Source organism: Rhizobium centroccidentale (genome assembly GCF_030182565.1).
Taxonomy (GTDB): domain Bacteria; phylum Pseudomonadota; class Alphaproteobacteria; order Rhizobiales; family Rhizobiaceae; genus Rhizobium.
Genome location: NZ_JAQJCG010000011.1, coordinates 15120 through 39475, shown reverse-complemented (window position 1 = coordinate 39475; position 24356 = coordinate 15120). Strand labels below are relative to the sequence as shown.

The 24356-nt window shown below is 58.8% G+C and carries 23 protein-coding genes; 11 read left to right on the top strand and 12 right to left on the bottom strand.

Annotation, left to right across the window (positions count from 1 at the left end; all coding sequences use genetic code 11):
• The first annotated feature begins 23 nt into the window (after nt 1-23).
• Nucleotides 24-665, top strand: coding sequence for a dihydrofolate reductase family protein (locus PH562_RS15985; RefSeq protein ID WP_285174120.1), 642 nt, complete (start codon nt 24-26; stop codon nt 663-665).
• A gap of 185 nt (nt 666-850) precedes the next feature.
• On the opposite strand, the gene hupB is transcribed toward PH562_RS15985, so the two are convergent.
• The 4 genes from hupB to clpP form a co-directional block, all read right to left on the bottom strand.
• A complete protein-coding gene (gene hupB, locus PH562_RS15980) occupies nt 851-1126 on the bottom strand; it encodes a DNA-binding protein HupB (protein WP_015339480.1) in 276 nt (91 codons plus the stop codon).
• Between the two features lie 203 nt (nt 1127-1329).
• Nucleotides 1330-3750 (bottom strand): endopeptidase La, encoded by a 2421-nt coding sequence (gene lon / locus PH562_RS15975; RefSeq protein WP_112337550.1) that lies wholly within the window; start codon nt 3748-3750, stop codon nt 1330-1332.
• 418 nt (nt 3751-4168) lie between these two features.
• A complete protein-coding gene (gene clpX / locus PH562_RS15970; RefSeq protein WP_015339478.1) occupies nt 4169-5446 on the bottom strand; it encodes an ATP-dependent Clp protease ATP-binding subunit ClpX in 1278 nt (425 codons plus the stop codon).
• Between the two features lie 297 nt (nt 5447-5743).
• Nucleotides 5744-6376 carry an ATP-dependent Clp endopeptidase proteolytic subunit ClpP gene (clpP, locus tag PH562_RS15965; protein WP_015339477.1) on the bottom strand — a complete coding sequence of 211 codons (633 nt, stop codon included), beginning with the start codon at nt 6374-6376 and terminating at the stop codon, nt 5744-5746.
• A 413-nt stretch (nt 6377-6789) separates the two neighbouring features.
• On the opposite strand from clpP, the gene PH562_RS15960 reads away from it, so the two are divergent.
• On the top strand, nt 6790-8034 hold the full coding sequence (locus PH562_RS15960; protein WP_285174246.1) for a GGDEF domain-containing protein: 1245 nt from the start codon (nt 6790-6792) through the stop codon (nt 8032-8034).
• A 143-nt stretch (nt 8035-8177) separates the two neighbouring features.
• Here PH562_RS15960 and pstB read toward each other — a convergent pair whose 3' ends face one another.
• From pstB to PH562_RS15935, 5 genes are all read right to left on the bottom strand, one after another.
• Nucleotides 8178-9011, bottom strand: a complete 834-nt coding sequence (pstB, locus tag PH562_RS15955) for a phosphate ABC transporter ATP-binding protein PstB (RefSeq protein WP_483315357.1) — start codon at nt 9009-9011, stop codon at nt 8178-8180.
• Between the two features lie 29 nt (nt 9012-9040).
• Entirely contained in the window at nt 9041-9892 is an 852-nt protein-coding gene (gene pstA, locus PH562_RS15950) for a phosphate ABC transporter permease PstA (RefSeq protein WP_285174118.1), read from the bottom strand.
• A gap of 10 nt (nt 9893-9902) precedes the next feature.
• Complete coding sequence (gene pstC / locus PH562_RS15945; protein ID WP_285174116.1) at nt 9903-10874, bottom strand: phosphate ABC transporter permease subunit PstC; 972 nt, start codon at nt 10872-10874, stop codon at nt 9903-9905.
• A gap of 76 nt (nt 10875-10950) precedes the next feature.
• Nucleotides 10951-11976 carry a phosphate ABC transporter substrate-binding protein PstS gene (pstS, locus tag PH562_RS15940; protein ID WP_113229635.1) on the bottom strand — a complete coding sequence of 342 codons (1026 nt, stop codon included), beginning with the start codon at nt 11974-11976 and terminating at the stop codon, nt 10951-10953.
• Between the two features lie 260 nt (nt 11977-12236).
• On the bottom strand, nt 12237-12581 hold the full coding sequence (locus tag PH562_RS15935) for a cupin domain-containing protein (protein WP_285174115.1): 345 nt from the start codon (nt 12579-12581) through the stop codon (nt 12237-12239).
• A gap of 207 nt (nt 12582-12788) precedes the next feature.
• Between PH562_RS15935 and PH562_RS15930 the strand changes: the two genes are divergently transcribed.
• Entirely contained in the window at nt 12789-13337 is a 549-nt protein-coding gene (locus tag PH562_RS15930; protein ID WP_285174113.1) for a phosphatase PAP2 family protein, read from the top strand.
• 130 nt (nt 13338-13467) lie between these two features.
• Here the strand turns inward: PH562_RS15930 and PH562_RS15925 are convergent, their stop codons facing one another.
• Both PH562_RS15925 and PH562_RS15920 read right to left on the bottom strand, forming a co-directional pair.
• Nucleotides 13468-14751, bottom strand: a complete 1284-nt coding sequence (locus PH562_RS15925; RefSeq protein ID WP_285174111.1) for an O-acetylhomoserine aminocarboxypropyltransferase — start codon at nt 14749-14751, stop codon at nt 13468-13470.
• A 167-nt stretch (nt 14752-14918) separates the two neighbouring features.
• Entirely contained in the window at nt 14919-15347 is a 429-nt protein-coding gene (locus PH562_RS15920; protein ID WP_015339469.1) for a CoA-binding protein, read from the bottom strand.
• A gap of 113 nt (nt 15348-15460) precedes the next feature.
• Between PH562_RS15920 and PH562_RS15915 the strand changes: the two genes are divergently transcribed.
• From PH562_RS15915 to PH562_RS15880, 8 genes are all read left to right on the top strand, one after another.
• Nucleotides 15461-15787, top strand: coding sequence for a hypothetical protein (locus PH562_RS15915; RefSeq protein ID WP_095434485.1), 327 nt, complete (start codon nt 15461-15463; stop codon nt 15785-15787).
• Nucleotides 15788-16609: 822 nt separating this feature from the next.
• The gene (locus PH562_RS15910) at nt 16610-17446 is read left to right on the top strand and encodes an EamA family transporter (RefSeq protein WP_285174106.1); all 837 of its coding nucleotides are present in this window, start codon (nt 16610-16612) and stop codon (nt 17444-17446) included.
• Nucleotides 17447-17684: 238 nt separating this feature from the next.
• Nucleotides 17685-18149, top strand: a complete 465-nt coding sequence (gene rplM / locus PH562_RS15905; protein WP_004122374.1) for a 50S ribosomal protein L13 — start codon at nt 17685-17687, stop codon at nt 18147-18149.
• A gap of 2 nt (nt 18150-18151) precedes the next feature.
• Nucleotides 18152-18622: a 30S ribosomal protein S9 gene (gene rpsI, locus PH562_RS15900; RefSeq protein WP_075852256.1), complete on the top strand. Its 471-nt coding sequence runs from the start codon at nt 18152-18154 to the stop codon at nt 18620-18622.
• A gap of 457 nt (nt 18623-19079) precedes the next feature.
• The gene (locus PH562_RS15895) at nt 19080-19457 is read left to right on the top strand and encodes an antibiotic biosynthesis monooxygenase family protein (RefSeq protein ID WP_285174103.1); all 378 of its coding nucleotides are present in this window, start codon (nt 19080-19082) and stop codon (nt 19455-19457) included.
• Nucleotides 19438-20391: an agmatinase gene (gene speB, locus PH562_RS15890; RefSeq protein WP_285174102.1), complete on the top strand. Its 954-nt coding sequence runs from the start codon at nt 19438-19440 to the stop codon at nt 20389-20391. Before PH562_RS15895 ends, speB begins: the two co-directional genes overlap by 20 nt.
• Nucleotides 20392-20528: 137 nt before the next feature.
• On the top strand, nt 20529-21461 hold the full coding sequence (gene argC / locus PH562_RS15885) for an N-acetyl-gamma-glutamyl-phosphate reductase (RefSeq protein ID WP_285174099.1): 933 nt from the start codon (nt 20529-20531) through the stop codon (nt 21459-21461).
• Nucleotides 21462-21877: 416 nt separating this feature from the next.
• Entirely contained in the window at nt 21878-23188 is a 1311-nt protein-coding gene (locus PH562_RS15880) for a tlde1 domain-containing protein (RefSeq protein WP_285174093.1), read from the top strand.
• A gap of 23 nt (nt 23189-23211) precedes the next feature.
• On the opposite strand, the gene PH562_RS15875 is transcribed toward PH562_RS15880, so the two are convergent.
• Nucleotides 23212-24315: a COX15/CtaA family protein gene (locus PH562_RS15875; protein WP_113229625.1), complete on the bottom strand. Its 1104-nt coding sequence runs from the start codon at nt 24313-24315 to the stop codon at nt 23212-23214.
• Between the last annotated feature and the right edge of the window lie 41 nt (nt 24316-24356).

Genomic DNA, 24356 nt, shown 5'->3' with positions numbered 1-24356 from the left:
ATTGCAATTAGATGGAGGACAGCATGTCGAAAGTTCGTGTTGCAGGATTCTCGCTCTCGATCGATGGCTTCGGGGCTGGACCGGAGCAAAGCCTGAACGACCCTTTGGGCAAGCGCGGGCCGGAATTGTTTGAGTGGTTCTTCCCGACCCAGACATTCCAGGCGATGTTCGGCAAAGAGGGTGAAACCGAGGGTGCCGATGCGAAATATGCAGCGTTGGCAAATACCGGTTTTGGTGCCTTCATCCTCGGCCGCAATATGTTCGGCCCCATCCGCGACGAATGGCCCGATGAAAACTGGAAAGGCTGGTGGGGCGACAATCCGCCCTATCACGCACCGACCTTCATCCTGACGCATTATCCGCGCGAGCCGATCGTCATGGAAGGCGGTACGACCTTTTATTTTGTCACGGACGGGATCGAGGACGCGCTCGTGCAGGCCAAGGCTGCGGCCGGGGCCAAGGATATCAAGATCGGCGGCGGTGTCAGCGCGGTGCGGCAATATCTCCAGGCGGGCTTGGTCGACGAGATACACTATGCCATTTCGCCAGTCGTGCTCGGGAGGGGCGAGGCAATGTTTGCCGGCATCGACCTGCCTTCGCTTGGCTTTCAGGTCGCCGCCCACGAGGCGACTGCGAAAGCCACGCACATCGTCTTGAAGAAGTGAGAGCCATCATATCGTTCGTCATCTGCGCGGGTTGGAGCCATCCGCTTTGACAAAGTGCGAATGTTCGCATCTCCTATCGATTGCTCAGCGCCTAATCTGCATGGGACCATAAAAAAGGGCCCGCTTTTGCGGGCCCCAATCTTGTCCACCCCGCAAGGCTAAAGCCTCGTAGCGGGTGAAACGAATTAGCTGTTGACCGAGTCCTTCAGGCCCTTGCCGGGCGTGAACTTCGGTACGTTACGGGCAGGAATATCGACCTCGGCGCCGGTGGACGGGTTACGGCCCTTGGTGGCTGCACGGTGGGAAACGGTGAAGCTGCCGAAACCAGCAAGGCGAATGTCGCCGCCCTTCTTCAGTTCGGCCTGGACAGTATCGAAAACAGCGTCGACAGCGGAAGCAGCGTCAGCCTTCGTGATACCGGCCTTCTCGGCCACTGCGGACACGAGCTCATTCTTGTTCATGTTTCCACCCCTTTCTCTGGTATGAAACGACTTATCAGTAAGCGGGGCGCAAAATAGCAATGCTCTTACCCGCCGCAACCCCAAAAGCCCTGCAAATCAAGGAAAAGCAAGCGTTGCCACACGCTTTTCACAAAAAAAGACCGGCAAAAATGCCGGTCTTTTCGTCCATTTATGTCAATTCGACAGAATTGAGGCGAAGGGGCTCAATGAGCGATGGTAGAACCCACTTCGTCGACGCCTTCGACCGTTGCGATCACAGGCGTTTCCACGGTGCCATCCCATTCGATCGGCTCGGGACGGCGGACAAGCGCGTGCTTGATCACCTCCCCCATGCGCGACACGGGGATGATTTCCATGCTGTTCTTCACGTTGTCCGGAATCTCCGCCAGATCCTTGGCGTTTTCTTCCGGGATCAGCACCTTCTTGATACCGCCGCGCAATGCTGCCAGCAGCTTTTCCTTCAGGCCGCCGATCGGCAGCACACGGCCGCGCAGCGTGATTTCACCCGTCATGGCAACATCCTTGGAAACCGGGATGCCGGTCATGATCGAGACGATCGCGGTTGCCATGGCGACACCGGCCGACGGGCCATCCTTCGGAGTCGCACCTTCCGGCACGTGCACGTGGATGTCGCTCTTGTCGAAGCGAGGTGGCTCGATGCCAAAATCGACAGCGCGCGAGCGGACGTAGGAGGCCGCCGCCGAGATCGATTCCTTCATGACTTCCTTGAGGTTGCCGGTGACCGTCATGCGGCCCTTGCCCGGCATCATCACGCCTTCGATCGTCAGCAGTTCGCCGCCGACTTCGGTCCAGGCAAGACCGGTGACAACACCGACCTGATCGTCGCGCTCGGCTTCGCCGTGGCGGAAGCGCGGCACGCCGAGATAGTCGGAAATATTCTCCGCCGTGACGGCGACCGACTTCACCTTGCCCTTGATGATCTCGGTGACCGCCTTGCGGGCGAGCTTCATCAATTCGCGCTCGAAGTTACGAACACCGGCTTCGCGGGTGTACTGCTGGCTAATCGCCATCAGGGCGCCGTCGGTGACAGAGAATTCCTCCGGCTGCAACGCATGTTCCTTGATGGCCTTCGGCAGCAGGTGCCGCTTGGCGATCTCGCGCTTCTCATCTTCCGTATAGCCGGCGATACGGATGACTTCCATGCGGTCCATCAGGGGCGCAGGGATATTCAAAGTATTCGCCGTCGTGATGAACATCACGTCCGATAGGTCATATTCGACTTCCAGGTAGTGATCCATGAAGGTCGAGTTCTGCGCCGGGTCCAGCACCTCAAGCAGGGCCGAAGACGGATCGCCGCGATAGTCCTGGCCGAGCTTGTCGATCTCGTCGAGCAGGAACAACGGGTTGGACTTCTTCGCCTTCTTCATCGACTGGATGACCTTGCCGGGCATCGAGCCGATGTAGGTGCGGCGGTGACCGCGGATCTCGGCTTCGTCGCGAACGCCGCCGAGCGCCATGCGGACATACTCACGGCCGGTCGCCTTGGCGATCGACTGAGCGAGCGAGGTCTTGCCGACGCCCGGAGGGCCGACGAGGCAGAGGATCGGGCCTTTGATCTTCGTCGCGCGAGCCTGGACGGCCAGATATTCGACGATGCGCTCCTTGACCTTTTCCAGGCCGAAATGATCCGCTTCGAGGATCTTCTCGGCATTGTTCAGGTCGGCCTTGATCTTCGACTTCTTGTGCCAGGGGATGCCCAGCAGCCAGTCGAGATAGTTGCGCACCACGGTCGCCTCAGCCGACATCGGGCTCATCTGCCTGAGCTTCTTCAGCTCGGCATCGGCCTTTTCCTTGGCTTCCTTCGACAGCTTGGTCTTGGAGATGCGCTCTTCCAGTTCGGCCATCTCGTCACGGCCTTCTTCGCCGTCGCCAAGCTCCTTCTGGATCGCCTTCATCTGTTCGTTCAGGTAATATTCGCGCTGCGTCTTCTCCATCTGGCGCTTGACGCGCGAGCGGATGCGCTTTTCGACCTGCAGAACCGAAATCTCGCCTTCCATGAAGCCGAGCGCCTTTTCCAGGCGAGCCTTGACGCTGGTGGTTTCCAGCATTTCCTGCTTTTCGGTGATCTTGATCGAAAGATGCGATGCAACGGTGTCCGCCAGCTTCGAATAATCATCGATCTGGCTGGCTGCACCGACCACTTCCGGCGAAATCTTCTTGTTGAGCTTCACATAGCTCTCGAATTCGGAAACGACGGAGCGGCTCAAAGCTTCGAGCTCGACCTGGTCTTCTTCCGGCTCATGCAGGACATGGCCAAGGGCTTCGTAGAAGTCTTCACGGCCGGTATATTCGTCGATTTCTGCGCGCGCACGGCCTTCCACCAGCACCTTGACGGTGCCGTCGGGCAGTTTCAGCAGCTGCAGGACATTCGCAACGGTGCCGACCTTGTGGATGGCGTCCGGCGCGGGATCGTCATCGCTGGCATTGATCTGGGTGACGAGCATGATCTGCTTGTCCGAACCCATGACCTCTTCCAGCGCGCGAATGGATTTCTCCCGTCCGACGAACAGAGGCACGATCATGTGGGGGAAGACCACGATGTCGCGCAACGGCAATACCGGATAGGCAATGCTGTCGTGTGCCGCAGACGTTTTCTTACTCATGTCATTTCCTTTCCGTCGTCCCGTTCCCGGGCTCTCTGCCGGCGGGGGGATTTAGCCGGCTCTCTCACTTGGTAAACAAGTGGAGCTTCACACTGCCTATTTCAAGTCACAGGAAACGCCCGCCACAAGGCAACGATCCCGCATATCCGCAAGGAGGAACGCAACAACAAAACACCAAAGCCCGACAACTCGAACGCTGCCGGCGACGTTAAGATCCGAAGAAAAACGCCGGGCCTGCGCCCCGTCCGCCTCGTGCTCCAGAATCATGCCATCATGGCTGCAGCTGGGGTTCTTCACAACCGGTTTCGACGGCATTCCCATAAGCTTATCCAAGACTTTATCAGCAAACCGTGCGATTTTTCAAACAGAAAGGGGCCCGTCGATGACGAGCCCCCGATTCGTGATCATGGATGATGGATCAGGCCGTTGCGTTGGCCTTTTCCTCCTGCCGGTCGGCATAGATGTAGAGCGGGCGGGCCGAGCCGCGAACCACTTCCTCGGAAATGACCACTTCGCGCACGCCTTCCAGCGCCGGTAGCTCGAACATGGTATCGAGGAGGATCTTCTCCATGATGGAGCGCAGACCGCGGGCACCCGTCTTGCGGACGATCGCCCTGCGAGCGATTTCGCGCAGAGCATCCTCGTGGAAGGTGAGCTCGACGTCTTCCATCTCGAACAGGCGCTGATATTGCTTCACCAGCGCGTTCTTCGGCTCGGACAGGATCTGGATCAGCGCATCCGCGTCCAGATCTTCCAGCGTCGCCAGAACGGGCAGGCGGCCGATGAATTCCGGGATGAGACCGAACTTCACCAGATCTTCCGGCTCCAGCTCGCGCAGCACTTCGCCGACGCGGCGGTCATCCGGTGCCTTGACGGTCGCGCCGAAGCCGATCGAAGTCTTCTCGCCACGGGCGGAGATGATCTTGTCGAGGCCGGCAAATGCACCGCCGCAGATGAAGAGGATGTTGGTCGTGTCCACCTGCAGGAATTCCTGCTGCGGATGCTTGCGGCCGCCCTGAGGGGGAACCGAAGCCACGGTGCCTTCCATGATCTTCAGAAGCGCCTGCTGCACGCCCTCGCCCGAGACATCGCGCGTGATCGACGGATTGTCCGACTTGCGGGAAATCTTATCGACTTCGTCGATGTAGACGATACCCCGCTGCGCGCGCTCGACGTTGTAGTCGGCGGCCTGCAGCAGCTTCAGGATGATGTTTTCGACGTCCTCGCCGACGTAGCCGGCTTCCGTCAGCGTCGTCGCATCGGCCATGGTGAACGGCACATCGATGATGCGGGCGAGCGTCTGGGCGAGATAGGTCTTGCCGCAGCCTGTCGGACCGACGAGCATGATGTTCGACTTCGCCAGCTCGACGTCACCGTTCTTCGATGCGTGAGCGAGACGCTTGTAATGGTTGTGAACGGCAACGGAGAGGATCTTCTTCGCCTGCCGCTGGCCGATGACGTATTCGTCAAGAACCTTGATGATGTCCTGCGGGGTCGGAACACCGTCACGAGACTTCACCATCGAGGATTTGTTTTCCTCGCGGATGATGTCCATGCATAGCTCGACGCACTCGTCGCAGATGAATACGGTCGGTCCGGCGATCAACTTCCGGACTTCATGCTGGCTCTTACCGCAGAACGAACAATAAAGCGTGTTCTTTGAGTCGCCGCCGTTGCTGCCGCTGACTTTGCTCATATCACTTTCCTTCCAGCACGCCGCAAATTTCCAAATTGAAATTGCGGTCCACTCTATGCGCCCGCCGGACCTGCCCCTCGTTTGCAGATCGCGGCGCCCTTCAGGGTACTGAACGCAGGCCAGGCAACCAACCCGAACTGCGTGGCAACGAATCCCCCTTCGAATGCCGAATGCTATGTCATAAAAACGCTACATAGCATTAATGCGTACTATTACCGCGTTCCGCTCCACATTAAACCCCTATTCGATCACAAATGGGATAGAACTGTGGCGTAGAAGTCACCGCCTAGTGGATAATCACGAGGCGGTTTCACCTTCTATTTCGGTACGCGACGTCAGCACCTTATCGATCAGACCCCATTCCTTGGCCTCATCCGAGGACATGAAATGGTCACGATCGAGCGTCTGCTCGACCTCTTCATAGGTCCGGCCGCAATGCTTGACATAAACTTCATTGAGACGACGCTTCATCTTGATGATGTCGCGCGCATGACGCTCGATGTCCGAAGCCTGGCCCTGGAAACCGCCCGACGGCTGGTGAACCATGATGCGGGAATTCGGCGTTGCGAAACGCATGTCCTTGTCGCCGGCGGCCAGAAGCAGCGATCCCATGGAGGCGGCCTGGCCGATGCAGAGCGTCGAAACGGCCGGCTTGATGAACTGCATCGTATCGTAGATCGCCATGCCGGCGGTCACGACGCCGCCCGGCGAATTGATATAGAGCGCGATTTCCTTCTTCGGGTTTTCGGCCTCAAGGAAGAGAAGCTGGGCGCACACCAGCGTCGCCATATGGTCTTCGACCGGTCCGGTCAGGAAAATGATACGCTCTTTCAGCAGGCGGGAATAGATATCGTAAGACCGCTCCCCGCGGTTGGTCTGCTCGACAACCATCGGCACCAGAGCCATAGCTGTATCGACTGGATTTCTCATGTGCGTCCTTTATCAAACTTGCCCCCGGCGACGGAGACGCCGGGAATCGGAGTAAAAATCCTTTACTCCTACATAGAGTGTCCCTGCCCTGCACTTCAAGACGCCCGAAAGCATAACGTCAAAAAGCACTAATGCCCCACGAAGCGTTGACAAAGCATTTCTAACCACGGCGCCTCGAATGCCAAGACGCCGTAGCGACCTACCGTCCGCTACCCACTACAAATCGCGGTCGCAAGGTGAAGGAAAGATGAAGGTCTGTGCCGGTCCGGCGGGGATCCTCAGCACAGGCAAAATTTACCAACTGATTTAAGGAACTTGCCATCTTATTGGGCAAGGATGAGCCGATCGCGGAAATCGTCGTGCTGTTTGCGCCGACGGCCCAAAAACAGCGGAGATGTCCGATCGTGCTGAATATGACCACAGGCCTTACCATCTGGTGTTCGGAAGCCATTACCCTGGCGACCGTTCTCCTTCTTGCCTGGCGGCACGATCGCAAATCCCCCGCCTATTTGATCTGGGCTCTGGGTTTCACCGTCAGCGCCGCGGGATTCGCCTTGGTGGCGGCTCGCGGCGTCATCCCCGATATCTGGTCGATCCAGATCGGCAATGCCGTCGGGCTGCTTGGCGAAAGCGCCTGGATCGCCGGCTTCCGCGTCATGGACAAGCGCAAGCTGGAATGGTCGGCATTCCTGCCGCCTGTGCTCTGGCTGATCGGCGTCAGCCTGCCTTGGGTCACCGATAATTTCATCAATCGCATTATCGTCTACGATCTCGCAGGCGCCGTCGGCGCGACCCTGCTCGCTTTTGCCGTCCAACCGGCTGATGGGCGGCGCGAGCCGGCGCGCGGGCAGCTCGGCATCGTCTTCGTGACACTCGCCTGCTTCTGCTTCGGCTCGGCTCTCTGGATGGTGTTGACGGCCCCGCCATTGGGACAGGCCATGATCTATCGCGGCTACATGGCACTCGGCTATGCACTGCTCATCATCGTCGCCATCATCCTCAACGGCAAGCTTCTCATGGAACGCGCCGAACGACGCTGGCGGGCGATTTCCATCACCGATACTTTGACCGGAGCTCTGAACCGGCGCGGCCTCCAGGAAAGCTACGAGATCCTTGTCGGCGAAGGGCAGCAACAATCACAAAAACTCGCCGCACTGCTGTTCGATCTCGACCATTTCAAGAAGATCAACGACCGCCATGGCCACCAGGCTGGCGATGCGGTTCTCGTCGAGTTTGCCCGTATCGCCCGTCAGTTCGTGCCTCGCACCGGCGCATTCGGCAGAATGGGCGGAGAGGAATTCGTCGCCTTCGTTCCGATAGACGAGCAATCGCAGGCCGAAGCGCTGGCGGAAACCATCCGCGCCGATTTCTGCCGCGTGCCGCTGCTCGCCGGCCGCTCGCTGGTGCCGGCGACGGTCAGCGTCGGTGTCGCGATCATGCCGCGCAACACTGTCAGCTGGGACCGGCTGGTCTCCTTCGCAGACCGCGCGCTTTACGCCGCCAAGCGCGCAGGCCGCAACTGCACCATCGTCTTCAATGAAATGGAGACCGCCAGGGAGCCCGACGCGACAACTGCGGCGGATGAAGGCGAGCTGGTACCGACACTCGACGACCAGATTCACGCCTTGCGGCGCATGGGCACGCTCGCGAGGATGTAACCGGCCCATCCGGCGCATCCAATCTGCGAGGCGTTTGGCCTGACCAAATCCTGCGACCGCCGGACAAGGACAGCCATCCTCAAACGCAGAAGGCGCGCCTGAACAGCGCGCCTTCGCAAATTGTGCGGCAATCTTCGGCTGTATCAGCCGTAACGACCGGTGATGTAGTCTTCCGTGCGCTTGACCTTCGGCGCCTGGAAGATCTGCTCGGTCGCACCGTATTCGATCAATTCGCCGAGATACATGAAGGCGGTGCTGTCGGAGATACGGCTCGCCTGCTGCATGTTGTGCGTGACGATGACGATGGTGAAATCGCCCTTCAACTGCGACACGAGTTCTTCGACCTTGGCGGTCGAGATCGGGTCCAGAGCCGAGGTCGGCTCGTCGAGCAGCAGGACTTCGGGACGAATGGCGATGGCGCGCGCGATACAGAGACGCTGCTGCTGGCCACCGGAAAGGCCAAGACCGCTCTGGTGCAGCTTTTCCTTCACTTCGCTCCACAGTGCCGTTTCCGTCAGCGCCGCTTCGACGCGGACATCCATTTCCGCCTTGGAAATCTTCTCATAGAGCCGGATGCCGAAAGCGACGTTTTCATAGATCGACATCGGGAACGGCGTGGGCTTCTGGAACACCATGCCGACCTTGGCGCGCAGATCGTTCAGATCGACGTCCTTGGTGAGGATATTGCGGCCATCGAGCAGGATCTCGCCCGCGACCGTCTGGCCCGGATAGAGATCATACATGCGGTTGAAGGTGCGCAGCAGCGTGGATTTGCCGCAACCCGAAGGGCCGATGAAGGCGGTGACCGCATTCTTGCGGATATTCATGTTCACGCTCTTCAGAACGCGGTGGCCGTTCTGATAGGTGAAATCGAGGTTCTTCACCTCAAGTTTCGCCAGGCCGAGATCCGACTGGGAAGCGGCGTCCTTCCCCTGCTGTGCGTTGACGCTCTGGAATTTGTTGTCGCTCATGTTCATGGTCTCATTCCTATCGTTCGGCGGCTGCGTCACTGGCGGCGCCCACTCAAGACACGGGCAAGGATGTTAAGCGCAAGGATGGCAACGGTGATGATCAACGCGCCGGCCCAGGCCAGCTGTTTGAGATCCTCGCCGGCATCGGCAGCGAGCGTATTGATCGCAACTGGCAATGTGGCGATCGGACCGGTCAGGTCTGCATTCATGAATTTGCTGTAACCGGCCGTAAAGAGCAATGGCGCGGTTTCGCCGCTGATGCGGGCGACGGCCAGCAGGATGCCGGTGAGGATGCCGGTCCACGCGGAACGGTAAACTACCATCATCATGGATTTCCAGCGTGGCGCGCCGAGCGCTGCGGTCGCCTCACGAAGCGCGTTTGGCACCAGCAACAGCATGTCCTGTGTCGTGCGGTTGACGACCGGAAGCGCGATCAGCGCCAGCGCAAGGATGCCCGCGATAGCGGAATTGCCGTGCATAGGCACGACCACGGCGCCGTAGACGAACACGCCGATGATGATCGAGGGCGCGGACAGCAAGATGTCGTTGAGGAACTTGGCAGCTTCGGCAAGTTTGCTGCCGTTGGCATATTCCACAAGATAGGTGGCGGCAAGAATGCCGATCGGTGCGGCGATCACGATGGCGAGGCCCGTGACCAGCACCGTGCCGTAGATCGCGTTGATCAGACCGCCGCGCGACCCCTGGGCCGGGATCGACATGGTGAACACGTCGAGGTTGAGCGCCGATATGCCGCGATAAAGCAGGGTCGCAAGAATCACGCTGAGAAAGAAGATGCCGAGGATGGCCGCGATGAAGCACAAGACCATCATCACCCGGTTCTTCCCATAACGCCGCGACACGAGGTTCTGACGAATTGCATTGTCCATGGTTTTTTCCTCAGTGCGAGTCGCCGCGGCCGATCATCCATCTCGCAAGCGCAAGCACGCAGAAAGAAAGGACGAACAGGAGCAGGCCGAGCGCAATCAGGCTCGACAATTGCAGACCGTCGGCATCGCCGAAATTGTTCGCGATCTGGGCGGAAATGGTGGTGGACGGCGAGATGATCGACGATTGCAGACGGCTTACCGAGCCGATGACGAAGGTGACCGCCATGGTTTCGCCAAGCGCGCGGCCGAGGCCGAGCATGATGCCGCCGACGAGGCCGCGGCGTGTATAGGGGATCAGGATGTGGCGGGCCACTTCCCATGTCGTCATGCCCATGCCGTAGGCGGATTCACGCAGCATCGGCGGCACGGTGCTGAACACGTCGCGGGAGATCGCGGTGATGAACGGCAGGATCATGACGGCGAGCACGAGGCTTGCCGTCAGCAGCCCGACGCCTGGCGCCGGCGGCTGGAACAGCAGGCCGATCACCGGCACCTGGCCGACCGTCGCCATCAGGAAAGGCAGGATGTTGTTCTGCATCAGCGGCACGAGAATGAACAGGCCGACGATGCCATAGATAATGGAGGGAACGCCTGCCAGAAGCTCGATGGCCGTGCTGATCGGACGGCGCAGGCTGCCGGGGCAAAGTTCCGTGAGGAAGATGGCGATGCCGATGCCCAGGGGAACGGCAATCAACATGGCGATGAACGAACTTACGAGTGTGCCGACCACGGCAGGGACGGCGCCATAAATATCGGCCGGCGCGCTCCACTTGGTACCCCAAAGGAACGACAAGCCAAAGGTCTGAAATGTGGGCAAGGCATCGATGACAAGAACCACGAGGATGGCCAGCAGCAGAAGCACGACAAGAATAGCCGAGCCAAGCGTTATCAAATAGAAAATCCGGTCCTGAATCCGAAACTTTCTGGTCGCGGCGGAGGTATTCACAGCCTGGAAGCCAGCCATCTGAGTCGCGTCAGCCATCGATTTCCCCTTGTCCTGTCACGAAAGGCGGACAGGGCAATACCCTGTCCGCCGCAACTTTCTCGCCTAACACAAATTACTTCGTGCCGAAGTCCGTCTTCCAGGACTTCTCGACGATCTCGACAACATTGTCCGGTACCGCAAGATACGACAGGGCGGTCGCGTCCTTCTGGCCATGCTCATAGGACCACTTGAAGAACTTCAGTGCCTCTTCGTTCTTAGCAGCATCGGCCGGCTTCTTGTAGAGCAGAACCCAGGTGGAGGCTGCAATCGGCCAGCTCTTTTCGCCCGGCTGATTGGTGATGATCAGGTTGAAGTTCTTGGCCTTGGCCCAATCGGCGTTGGAAGCGGCAGCCTTGAAGGTCTCGAGGCTCGGCTCGATAACCTTGCCGGCAGCGTTCTTCATCTTCGCGAAACCGATGTGGTTGGCGACGACGTAGGAATATTCAACGTAGGAGATCGAACCAGCCGTCTGGTTGACGGTGGTGGAAACGCCTTCCGAACCCTTGGCGCCGAAGCCAACAGGCCATTCAACGGCCGTGTTCGAGCCAACCTTTTCCTTCCACTCCGGCGAAACCTTCGACAGGTAGTCGGTGAAGTTGAAGGTCGTGCCCGAGCTGTCGGCGCGGTAAACGACCGAGATTGCCGTGGACGGCAGCTTTACATCGGGGTTGAGCGCCTTGATGGCTGCATCGTCCCACTTGGCGATCTTGCCGAGGAAGATGTCGGCCAGCGTCTTGCCGTCAAGAACGAGTTCGCCCGGCTTTACGCCTTCAACGTTATAGGAAACGACGATACCGCCGGAGATCATCGGGAACTGGGCAATGCCGTTCTTCTCGAGGTCGGCGTCGCTCATCGGCTTGTCCGAAGCGCCGAATACGATGGTCTTGTCGAGGAGCTGCTTGATGCCGGCGCCCGAACCGACCGACTGATAGTTGACGACATTGTTCGTCGCAGCCTTGTAGCCTTCAGCCCACTTGGACAGAACCGGTGCGATGAAGCTCGAGCCGGCGCCCGTGATGTCGGCAGCGGAGGCCGAAGCGGACATAGCCGCGATGAAGCCTGCAGTCAGGCAAAGCGAACGAAATTTTTGATTCAACATGATTGAACTCACTTCCCAGAGTGACGAAAGGATGGCGAGCAGGAGCTAAGCACGAAGTATCCCATCGGTTAGGAACCCCACCTCGACCTCCCGGCGACAGTGATGGCTCTAATGCCGCATTGTTTCAGTTTGATGACAGTTTAATGAAGCAGCGGTGACACAACCTGCAGCAAGCATGATGACCGTTGCCGAGCTACAGGAAAAGGCTCGCATCCTTTCATAAAGCAAGGCGATCTTCACGTTTTAAATCAAGGCCATACTCAAAGGCGGATTACATAGTCCTTGCGAGTCGTTTCAATAACTTCCCACGTCCCCTTGAAACCCGGCTTCAAGATCATGCGGTCGCCTGCGCGCAGATGAAACGTCTCGCCGTCATCGGCTGTCACAACGGAATAGCCGAAGAGAATGCTGAAATACTCCCACTCGTCATAGGCGATCTTCCACTTCCCTGGAGTCGCCTCCCACAAGCCCGCGTAAAGGCCGCCTTCAGCCTCATCAAGGCTCCAGGTTCGGAAGGTCGGGGCTCCCGAAACGAGACGATCCGCTGCGGGCGCGCCCGTTTCCGGTTCAACGCCGCCGATGTCCACTGCCAGATAGGTCGTCACGAATGTCTCCTGTCTATTGCCTCATGTGGCTCTCCGCGAGCTCAAGGACATGCGAACCCGGAACGCACATCATCCTAACCTGCCGCCCGATATCAAGGGCCACCTTTCAGGGAAACGTCAGAAAACAATGCCCTAGTGCGCTTCGTTAATTTGGCTCGACCATCTCGATCGGGCCGAAATCGTAATCGCGGTTCAGAAGGAGCCAGCATGTATGAACTAGATGCCGTTATAACAGAGTGGATCAATGGCATAGCCGGAAACCCGACAGTCGACCGCCTGATGATCCTAATCTCGGCATACGGCGTTCCCTTGTTGATCGCTCTTGTCGCTATCCAATGGTGGGTCGGAGAACGTCGATCGGAAACCCGACACGCACTCGTTGCTGCGGGCCTGACATTCGTCGTCAGTCTCGGTATCAACCAGGTCATCCTGCTTTTTGTCAGCCGCCTTCGCCCGTATGATGCCGGGGTCACCAAGCTACTTGTAGATCGCAGCAATGACCCGTCCTTTCCCTCTGACCACGCGACGGCCGCGTTCGCAATCGCCGCCGCATTTACGCTTCAACGCATGCCGGGGCGGAGCCTCTTCTTCCTACTCGGCGCGATCCTCGTATCCGTCTCGCGAGTCTATGTCGGCACGCATTATGTCACTGACGTCATGGGCGGGGTACTTACCGCCTTTTTCGCGGCGATCCTGGTCAAGACGCTCTATCGACCTGAAACCCGGCTGGATCGCTTTGTAACCGGCATCCTATAGGGTCAGTTTGAAGAGACCCATGAGAATTGTCGAGGCCATATCTGCGAGCGCCGCGTTTTCAAGGTTTTTTCGGCGATCGACTCAATACAACCTAATAAAAAGCGTTCTCAAGGGTATGTGAGGAACCACATCAGACTTTCGCCAGCGCCTGCTCCAGATCGGCGATGATATCCTTGACGTCCTCGATACCGATGGACAGACGCACCACATCCGGACCGGCGCCGGCCGCGACCTTCTGCTCGTCGGTCAACTGCTTGTGGGTCGTCGAGGCAGGATGGATGACGAGCGAACGCGTGTCGCCGATATTGGCAAGATGCGAGAAGAGCTCCAGGCCTTCGACCAACCCCTTGCCGGCTTCATAGCCACCCTTCAGTCCGAAGGTGAAGACAGAACCGGCGCCCTTCGGCGAGTAACGCTGCTGTAGGGCGTGGTTCGGATCGTCCTCCAGGCCAGAATAGTTGATCCATGCCACTTTCTCCTGCGCCTTCAACCAGCGTGCAACGGCAGCCGCATTGTCGGAGTGGCGCTGCATGCGCAGCGGCAGCGTTTCGATGCCGGTCAGGATCAGAAAGGCATTGAACGGCGAGATGGCCGGGCCGAGATCGCGCAGGCCCAGCACGCGGCAGGCAATGGCGAAAGCGAAATTGCCGAAGGTCGCATGCAGAACGATGCCGTTATATTCCGGACGCGGTGAAGACAGCATGGGATAATTGCCGGAGGCGGACCAGTCGAAAGTGCCGCCGTCGACGATGATGCCACCCATGGAATTGCCGTGGCCGCCGAGGAACTTCGTCAGCGAGTGCACGACGATATCGGCGCCATGCTCCAACGGCCGGATGAGATAGGGGCTGGCCAGGGTATTGTCGACGATCAGTGGCAGGCCATGCTTGTGTGCGATGGCTGCGATCGCGGCGATATCGACGAAGGTGCCGCCGGGATTGGCAAGGCTTTCGATAAAGACGGCGCGGGTGCGACTGTCGATCTGCGCTTCGAAGGTAGCAGGGTCGGCGGAATCGGCCCAACGGACCCGCCAGTCGAAATTCTTGAAAGATTGCCCGAACTGATTGACCGAGCCACCATAGAGCCGCTTGGCCGCGACGAAATTGTCACCCGGCTGCATGATGGCATGGAAGATGAGGAGCTGCGCCGCATGACCGGAGGCGACGGCGAGAGCCGCAGTGCCGCCTTCAAGGGCCGCCACCCGCTCTTCCAGCACGGCCTGCGTCGGGTTCATGATACGGGTATAGATATTGCCGAACTGCTGCAATCCGAACAGAGCGGCTGCATGATCCGCATCCTGAAAGACGAAGGATGTCGTCTGGTAGATCGGCGTCGCGCGTGCACCTGTCGCCGGGTCCGGCTGCGCGCCGGCGTGGATCGCAAGCGTGTCGAAACCTGGGTTGCTGGTTGGCATAACTTTCCTCCCGCCGGATCTTGTTCGTAACGGGAAAAGCATAACGCCTGGCACATGAAAGTTAACCGCGAACTTTGCCGTGCTTCTCGGCTCGCAGAAAAAACTTGCCATCTTTCAGTGAGATCGCGCGATAAACGGCCGAATGCAGCCGTCATGCGCGATCTCGGTCAAGCGACCAGGCGCGGATACTCAATAGCCGGGCAGCGGTCCATGACGACCCTTACCCCTGCGGCTTCGGCTCTTGCCGCGGCGGCGTCGTCACGCACGCCAAGCTGACCCCAAATGACCGGGGGCCGCGGCTCGATCATGATCGTCTCCTCTACGACCGATCGGAGATATTCGGGCGCCCGAAAAACATCGACCATGTCCACAGGCTCGGGAATGTCGGCCAAGCGTGCATAGACCCATTGCCCCAGAATTTCCTTACCGGCCTGTCCGGGATTGATGGGGATGACGCGATATCCCCTGTTCAGGAGATAGGCCATCACACCGTTGCTCGGGCGCGCGGGATTGGGCGAAGCGCCGACGAGCGCGATGGTCCTTACGGACAAGAGGATATCGGCTATATAGGAATCGTCATAACTATCGTGGTTCATCACGAAGCCTCCCACCTCGATCACACTTGCGTTTTGTCACAAATATGGAAACCGCAATGGCGGTCTCCGCGTATATATATTGTATTATAACAACTTCAGGGAGGATTACTCAGATGAAAAATTTCATCCTGCTGGGCCTGCTCGTCACTTCGGCCGCGACGCCGGCATTGGCGATTTCGCGATATAATTCCATGTCCATGACCTGCGCCGAGGCCAGGGCGGTCATCAATCGGGAGCGCGCTGTCATCATGCGTTATCCGGCCAGACGAACACCGAACATGACGCTCTATGATCGCTATGTCGCCGACAGCGGCGCCTGCGACATGGGCTTTTATGCCTATCAGGATTATCTTCCCACGAAGGATCGCGCTTCCTGTCCGGTCTACATATGCCGGCCGGCAACCGATCTCGATGACGATGATTTGATTTTCCGACGCTGATCGCGATAGATTACGGCTTGATATGGCGGACGGCTCACGAGTTCGATACGACCATTGATTGTCGCAGGCACGGTGCATCTTCGGCACTGTGGCCGTGCACGAGCATTTATACGCCTGCGTTCAAGCCCTTCCCAAAGCGCTTTCATAAATTTTTCCGAAGCCACAGGGTTGCGTTCTCAGGAAATGCAATCTTTGTTCGCTATTTATTCGCATATAAATTAGAAACTTCGCATGGACAGTCAATTCCAACGAGAACCGAATGCGAACGCGGAACATATGCTATTTCATTATTTTTTCCACAGAATAATTTTCGAGTTCGCGCAATGATATACCCCATCAAGTTTTGATTCGATGATTCTATACTTAGCTCTTAGTATGATTTTTATCAGCGGCATCGCGCGCTAGCTGTAATATTTTTCATCTCTTGTAGAATTATCCACTCTATTCATGGGGAAAAAAGAGATTGCGCGCGGCGTTTGCGCGGCGATTTTCGCACGCCCGGCAACACACGGCGCTGCAGGCGACACAGCCCTCTGTCGTTTTTAAGTAAGAAGTGTCTAATGCTACTCCCGCGTTCACAGGACATGCGATATTTGTTCGCGCTTCATACTCCAATAAATTAGTTATTTATAATTCTAGAAAGGGCGATTTGGAACATAACGAAAACCCCATTCTCGGCGCCCCTCATGACCGGAGCGAAGGGGAAGCCGTCAGAATGATCGATATTTCGTTGCTTTTCGATGTATTGCGGATCATATGGGGACCGCACTCCCACAAAATACCAAGCATTGCCATTACGCCTGCCAATTTCCGAGGTTTTCCGTGTCTCTCGACGTTATCGCGCTCGTTCTTTTCGGCGCCCTGCTGCACGCGACGTGGAATGCGATCATCAAGGCCGGAACCGACAAGTCGCTCGATGCGGCGCTGGTTTCGGCCGGCGGCGCGGTCGCGGCATTGCCCCTTCTACCGTTCCTTCCCCTGCCCGCCTCTGCGGCCTGGCCGTTCATCGGTGCCTCGGCCATCCTTCAATTCGCCTACTTCCAGTTGGTGGCGGCCGCTTATCGCGCCGGGGATATCGGGCTCGTCTATCCGCTGATGCGCGGTGTCGCGCCACTCATCATTGTCTCGACAAGCAGCTTCATCCTGAAGGAAACGCTTTCGGGCGGCGCATTGATCGGCACCATGACCATTTGTGCCGGCATATTGACGCTTGCCTTCGAGGCCCGAAAGGGCAGCCGCCGGGCGATCGTTCTCGCCCTCGCCAATGCCGTTGTCATCGCGACATATACCTATGTCGATGGCATCGGCGCGCGGATATCGGGCAATTCGGTTTCCTATACTCTATGGATGGCGCTCCTGCCGCCCATCCTCCTATTCGCCTGGGCGATATCGCAACGCGGCCTTAATGCCGTCGCCGCCCACGTCCGCTACAACTGGTGGCGCGGGCTGATCGGCGGCGGCGGCTCGATCGCCTCCTACGGACTGGCATTGTGGGCGATGACGAAGGCGCCGGTCGCCATGGTCGCCGCCTTGCGCGAGACTTCGATCCTCTTCGCTTTGGTGATATCCGTCGTCGTTTTGAAAGAGCGATCCAGCAGCTGGCGGTATATTGCCGGCGCCATTATTGCTGGCGGAGTGCTGGTTTTGCGGCTGGGTTGATGATAAATTGTGTGGTTTTATTTTACCACACAAGCAACATGTTGATTTTGCTTTATAATTTTTACAGCCTCCCCAATCAGACGATATTGACCCTGGCTCTTAATCGATCTATAAGCCGCCGCAGATTGCAGCCTTTCCGGGCTGCTTTCTTTTTGGCACCCATCCATGCGTGCCAAACCAAGCAACAAGAAACGCCCAGACGCCTTCGGGCCAAGGGTCCTAAAAGAGAGTATGCAACATGGCAACCTTCTCCCAGAAGCCTGCAGAGGTGGAGAAGAAGTGGGTTCTCATCGACGCCGAAGGGCTTGTCGTTGGCCGCCTCGCTTCTATCATCGCAATGCGTCTGCGCGGCAAGCATAAGGCTACCTTCACGCCGCACGTCGACGACGGCGACAACGTCATCGTCATCAATGCCGACAAGGTCGTCTTCACCGGCAAGAAGTACGAAGACAAGGTTTATTACTGGCACACCGGTTATGCCGGCGGTATCAAGGAGCGTACGGCTCGCCAGATCATCGAAGGCCGCTTCCCGGAGCGCGTCGTTGAGAAGGCCGTCGAGCGCATGGTTCCCCGCGGCCCGCTCGGCCGTCGCCAGATGAAGAACCTGCGCGTCTACGCCGGCTCCAACCATCCCCACGAAGCTCAGCAGCCGGTCGTCCTCGACGTCGCCAAGCTGAACAAGAAGAACGTAAGGAGCGCCTGATAATGGCTGACCTTTCCTCCCTGAAGGACCTCGGCACGACGTCGGAAGCAGCTGCTGCTCCGGTTCACGTCCGCAAGGTTGACTCGCTCGGCCGCTCCTACGCGACCGGCAAGCGCAAGGACGCCGTAGCCCGCGTTTGGGTCAAGGCCGGCTCCGGCAAGATCATCGTCAACGGCAAGGACTACACGGCTTACTTCGCCCGTCCGGTTCTGCAGATGATCCTGCGTCAGCCGATCGTCGCTGCTGCCCGTGACGGCCAGTTCGACATCATCGCAACCGTTGCCGGCGGCGGCCTCTCCGGCCAGGCCGGTGCCGTTCGTCACGGCCTGTCCAAGGCGATCACCTACTTCGAGCCGGGCCTGCGCTCCGTGCTGAAGAAGGGTGGCTTCCTGACCCGCGACAGCCGCGTTGTCGAACGTAAGAAGTACGGCCGTGCAAAGGCACGTCGTTCCTTCCAGTTCTCCAAGCGTTAATCGCTTATCCGAGATCGGATTATTGGAAAGGCCGGGGTTTCCCCGGCCTTTTTCTTTGCGGCATTGAAATGGTGCAGATTTGCCAAGGCAGGGAATGCTTTTTATGGCAAAGTCCTCCTACAAGCATCGGGGAATTGAATGCGCGGCCTCATCTTTTCGTTTCTGTTCTCGATCAGCATCGTCTCACCGGCTCTGTGCGACGACGCTCCGCCAGCCGATAAGGCCGCAGAAATGCAGAGCATGAAGGATTTTCTTCAGACAAACCCGGACTGTCGCGAATTCAACGACAGCTGCTCCTATTGTGTCGTGACCGATGGGCGGGCCGATTGCTCAACGCCGCAGATCGCCTGCGTGAAAAAGACGTATCAATGCACCGCTCGATCGGGCAAATAAGCATCGAACACGACCTATCTGCGATTCACAGAACGGAATTCCGTTCCATCCCGTGAGGCACGTCATGAGCACCAACAAGGCATCCCGCTTTGCGGCCACTCCCGAGCCGCCCTATTATATCGTCTCCTTCGCTTCGATCCGGACAGCCGGTGACAATGGCTATGGCGCCATGGGCGAACGCATGGAGGAAATGGCATTGGCGCAAGACGGCTGCCTTGGTCTTGAGAGTGCGAGAGGCGCCGACGGCTTCGGTATCACCAATTCCTTCTGGCGAGACGGGGAAAGCATTCTTGCCTGGAAGAACGTCGTCGCCCATCTGGCGGCGCAGAAACTAGGCCGCGAGCGCTGGTATGAGCAATATAAGGTTCGCATAGCGCGGGTAGAACGGGCTTATGATTTCCAGCTGCGCGAGGGAGACGCGTTTGCCGAGCACCTCGATTGATCACGCCTTCACTACCGTCAGCTTGACCTCGGCTGCCAGCGACCCGACCTTTGCCGGCGCGCTCTCATTCATGCGCCGCCGCTTCACCAAATCACTCGAAGGCGCCGATGCCGTGGTCTGGGGCATCCCCTTCGATGCCGCCACCTCGAACCGGCCGGGAACGCGCTTCGGGCCGCAGGCAATCCGCCGCGCCTCCGCAATCTTCGACAATGATCCGCAATATCCCTTCGAGCGCGATCTCTTCGCCGAGATGGCCGTCATCGACTACGGCGACTGCCTGCTCGATTACGGCAATCATCAGGATACGCCCGCTGCAATCGAAAGACAGGCGGCGACGATCCTCGACAGCGGCGCCTTCCTGCTGACGCTCGGTGGCGATCATTTCGTCACATGGCCGCTGTTGAAGGCGCATGCCGCCAAGCACGGGCCGCTTGCACTGGTGCAGTTCGATGCCCATCAGGATACCTGGTACGACGACGGCAAGCGTATCGACCACGGCTCCTTCGTTGCGCGCGCCGTACGCGACGGGCTGATCGACCCCGACCGCTCCATCCAGATCGGCATCCGCACGCATGCGCCTGACGATTTCGGCATCCAAATTCTGTATGGCCATCAGGTCGAGGACATGAACGCCGGCGAGATTGCTTCGACGATCATCTCGCATACCAAGGGCGCGCCGACCTATCTTACTTTCGATATCGACTGCCTCGATCCGGCCTTTGCTCCGGGCACGGGAACGCCGGTCGCCGGAGGTCCTTCCAGCGCCAAGATCCTGTCGGTGCTGCAGCGGCTGCATCAGCTGGATATCCGGGGCGCCGACGTCGTCGAAGTCTCCCCTGCCTACGACCACGCCGACATCACCGCCATTGCGGGGGCGACCGTGGCGATGTATATGCTCGGTCTCCACGCCGAACGACGTGCGAGCGGTCGTTGAGACATGATTTCGGGATAGGGAGGAAGGTTTTCGAAAGCCGCCCTACCGCTTCAGCAACGAGCGTTATGAAATTGAATCTACTGCATGGCAAACTGAGTCCGGAAATATCCGCAACCTATTGAAAGAGCAGGAATAAGATGGCACCGAAAATCTTCATCGATGGCGAACACGGAACCACGGGCTTGCAGATCCGCACGCGCATGGCCGACCGCCGCGATGTCGAACTGCTGTCCATTCCCGAAGCCGAACGCCGCAATGCCGCCATGCGCGAGGACATGCTGAACAGCGCCGATATCGCCATCCTCTGCCTGCCCGACGATGCGTCGAAGGACGCGGTGAAGATGGTGGCGGGCAACAACAATGTCCGCGTCATCGACACCTCGACGGCCTTCCGCATCCATCCCGACTGGGCCTACGGCTTTGCCGAGATGGACAGCAACCAGGGTAACAAGATCAGGGCGGCGCGTTTCGTCGCCAATCCCGGCTGTTATCCGACAGGCGCGATCGGTGTCATCCGGCCGTTGCGCGCCGCCGGCATCCTTCCGACGGACTATCCCGTGACGGTCAATGCGGTCTCCGGCTATACCGGCGGCGGCAAGCAGATGATCGCCCAGATGGAAAATCCCGATCATCCGGATGCGATCGCCGCGCCGCATTTCCTTTATGGCCTGCCGCTGACCCACAAGCATGTGCCCGAGATGACCACCCACGGCCTGCTGGAGCGCGCGCCGATCTTCTCGCCTTCCGTCGGACGCTTCCCCCAGGGCATGATCGTGCAGGTGCCGCTGCATCTCGGCGATCTCGCGGAAGGCGCGACGCTGGAGAGCATTCACGCCGCGCTCGTCGACCATTACACCGGCCAGGATATCGTTCAGGTCGTTTCGCTCGATGAGAGCCGCGCCCTGCCCCGCGTCAACGCCGTCGAGCTTGCCGGCAAGGACACGATGAAGCTCTTCGTCTTCGGCACGCCGGGCGGAGCGCAGGTCAACCTCGTTGCCCTGCTCGACAATCTCGGCAAGGGCGCATCGGGTGCAGCCGTACAGAACATGGACTTGATGCTGAGCGCGTAACTCAGTCCAACGCGGATTGAAATTCGATAGGCCCGGCCCGTTTATTCAGGCCGGGCCTTTTCACGTCAAAAGCAGTTTTGCGCAATTTAGGCTCCGCTGCCGTACTCGGCCTTATTTTTGCCGTTGCCCTAAATTAGCGGAACCTACACGGAAAAGTGAACAACCGTTGGGCTTGCGACCAATTGTCGGCCGGATTTGCTCTTTAACGGCTTTGCTGGCCCGAATAGGTGGGACGTTAAAAACCATCCCTTTTTCAATGAATATCCAAGAATGAGCCATCGTAAAGGAATTGGTTACCATAATTCGGCATGCTTCCAGACAGCCGGCAAGTTGGCGACCGAACGCGACACTTGCGTTAGGGCGCGTGTGCGTTCTTGAGCCGGCTTGGTGTCTGTGTAGTTTGGATAACGAGTATCATGGCGTTCGTAACCGAAACGTTCGGTAACTTCAATTCGCGCTCCGGCTACGCCTCGCGATCAAAAAAATCCCTCAGCATCCGTCCCGGCACCCTGGCCACCGGCGTCGCGGTCGCGGCTTTCGCCTGGGTGGCTGCAACGCTGATGACGACGCAATCGATGGTGCTGTCGCTTCCCGGCGCGGCGGCGCCGACCGATAATTTCCTGGCACCCCGCGCATCGGCATTCATCGTTCCGCAAAGCCATGTGGCGCGCCCTGTCCGTTATGCGAGTCAAACCACTTCGCTGCATGGGCAAAGCCGCTTCGGCAGCGTCGCCGCTGCGGAGGTTCAAACGAAAGCTGGCGGGACGGATGCGGTTCATGCGCAACTGGCATATGCACTCGCACAGCAGACATCCGATATGAAGCAAGCTCAGATTGCGGCCGCAAGCATCAAGAGCGGCCGTCTCGAAGTAGCTGCGGCTTCGCCTGAGACGATCGACCATCTGCGCAAGGTTATCGCGATCAATTTCGCAACCGCAGTGCAATCGCTAAGCCAGGCAAAATATGCGGCTGCCCTGATGCCGGCTGCAGGCCCCCTGAAAGCCACGGAGCAGCCGCCCGCGGTCGCTTCCGCGGCCCCGGAGATCAGTCTGCCCGCCATTGCGGAAGCAAAGCCGGTGCCTGCGAAAGACGCCGACATTGCGGTGGCGGAAGCTGTGCTGAACGTCATTCCCGTGGCCCGTCCCGCCCGAGAAACGCCCGTGCAACGCGCCGGCGCCACAAGCGCCATCGCCAGGGCAACGGGCAGCGAAACAACCACGCAACCGCCATCGCGCATGATGGCCTATGCCGATCCGGATGACAGCTCGGTCCGCAAGAATAAGCCGTTCATCAACCCGTTTGCCGCCATCAGCCCCGGCCCAGGCACTGCGATCTACGATATCGAAGCGAAGACCGTTTACCTGCCGAGCGGCGAACGCCTCGAGGCCCATTCCGGTCTCGGCCACATGCGTGACAATCCCCGCTATGTCGACCGCAAGAATACCGGGCCGACGCCGCCTGAAACTTATAACCTGACATATAGGGAAAGCCTGTTCCATGGCGTGCAGGCCCTGCGCCTGACACCCGCAAGCGGCGCCCGCGTCTATGGCCGCGACGGCCTGCTGGCTCACACATACATGCTCAGAGGCGGCCGCGGCGAATCGAATGGCTGCGTTGTCTTCAAGGATTACAACCGCTTCCTGGCTGCCTTCCGACGCGGCGAAATCAAGCGGTTGAAAGTCGTCTCGCGGATGTCGTCGGCTGCAAGCGTCGCTTCCGCGCGTTAGAGGGATTTGAGGCGCAAAGCGCCTCAATCTCTCACGACGATCGAGGTCTGGCGCGGCAGTTCACCATAGAAGCCGCGCCAATTGGCAATCGCGAAGCCGAAGACGATCAGGGCGCCAGCCTGATGCGCCAGGGCCAAATGCAGCGGCACATGCAGCAGCAGCGTCGAAATGCCGAGGATCGCCTGGATCAGCACGAGCACGAAGAGAACGACGGACCGGCGCGCATGGGTCGTTTGCGCCGCCGCGCGTAGCGAGAGGATCATATTGATCGTGACCACTGCGAAGAGCGCATAGGCACCGAGACGGTGAACGAACTGGACCGTCTTCGGGTTCTCGAAGAAATTGATCCAGCCCGGCGACTGTATGAAAAGATCGCTGGGCACGACGGCACCATCCATCAGCGGCCAGGTATTGTAGCTGAGACCGGCGTCCAGCCCGGCTACGAGAGCACCGAGATAGATCTGGAACAAAGCCATGAAGACGATCAAACCGGCGAGTTTCGCCGAATGACGCGTTGGCGGCGGCTCGTTCGAATGCGGCGACAGAGCGCGCATGAACCACATGCAGGCGGCAAAGATCAGACAGGCGGTCACCAAATGTGTGGCAAGCCGATACTGGCTGACGTCGGTGCGTGCTTCCAATCCCGAGGAGACCATCCACCAGCCAATCGCACCCTGAAGGCCGCCGAGCAGGAAAATGCCGGCCAGCGGCAGCCAGAGCTTTCGCTCGACACGGCCAGTCAGAACGAAGAACAGCAACGGCAGGCCGAAGATGATGCCGATGGTGCGCGCCAGCAGGCGATGCGCCCACTCCCACCAGAAGATGCCCTTGAACTCCTCGACCGTCATATCCTTGTTCATAATCTGGAATTGCGGGATGCGCTTGTAGAGATCGAATTCGTCCTGCCATTCCTGTGCATTCAGCGGCGGGATGATGCCGTGGATCGGCTGCCATTGCGTGATCGACAGGCCGGAATTGGTGAGGCGCGTGGCACCTCCCACCAGCACGAGACCGAAGAGAACCAGAAGTACGCAAGCGAGCCAGATGCGTATGGCGCGGCGATTGCGGTCCTGACGGGCCACTTCCTTCAAAATAGCCTGTTCGGTCGTAAAATTAGTGGCAGCCATGGCTTCTCCCTTCGATCAGGCTGTTGATTTGCCCGATAGGG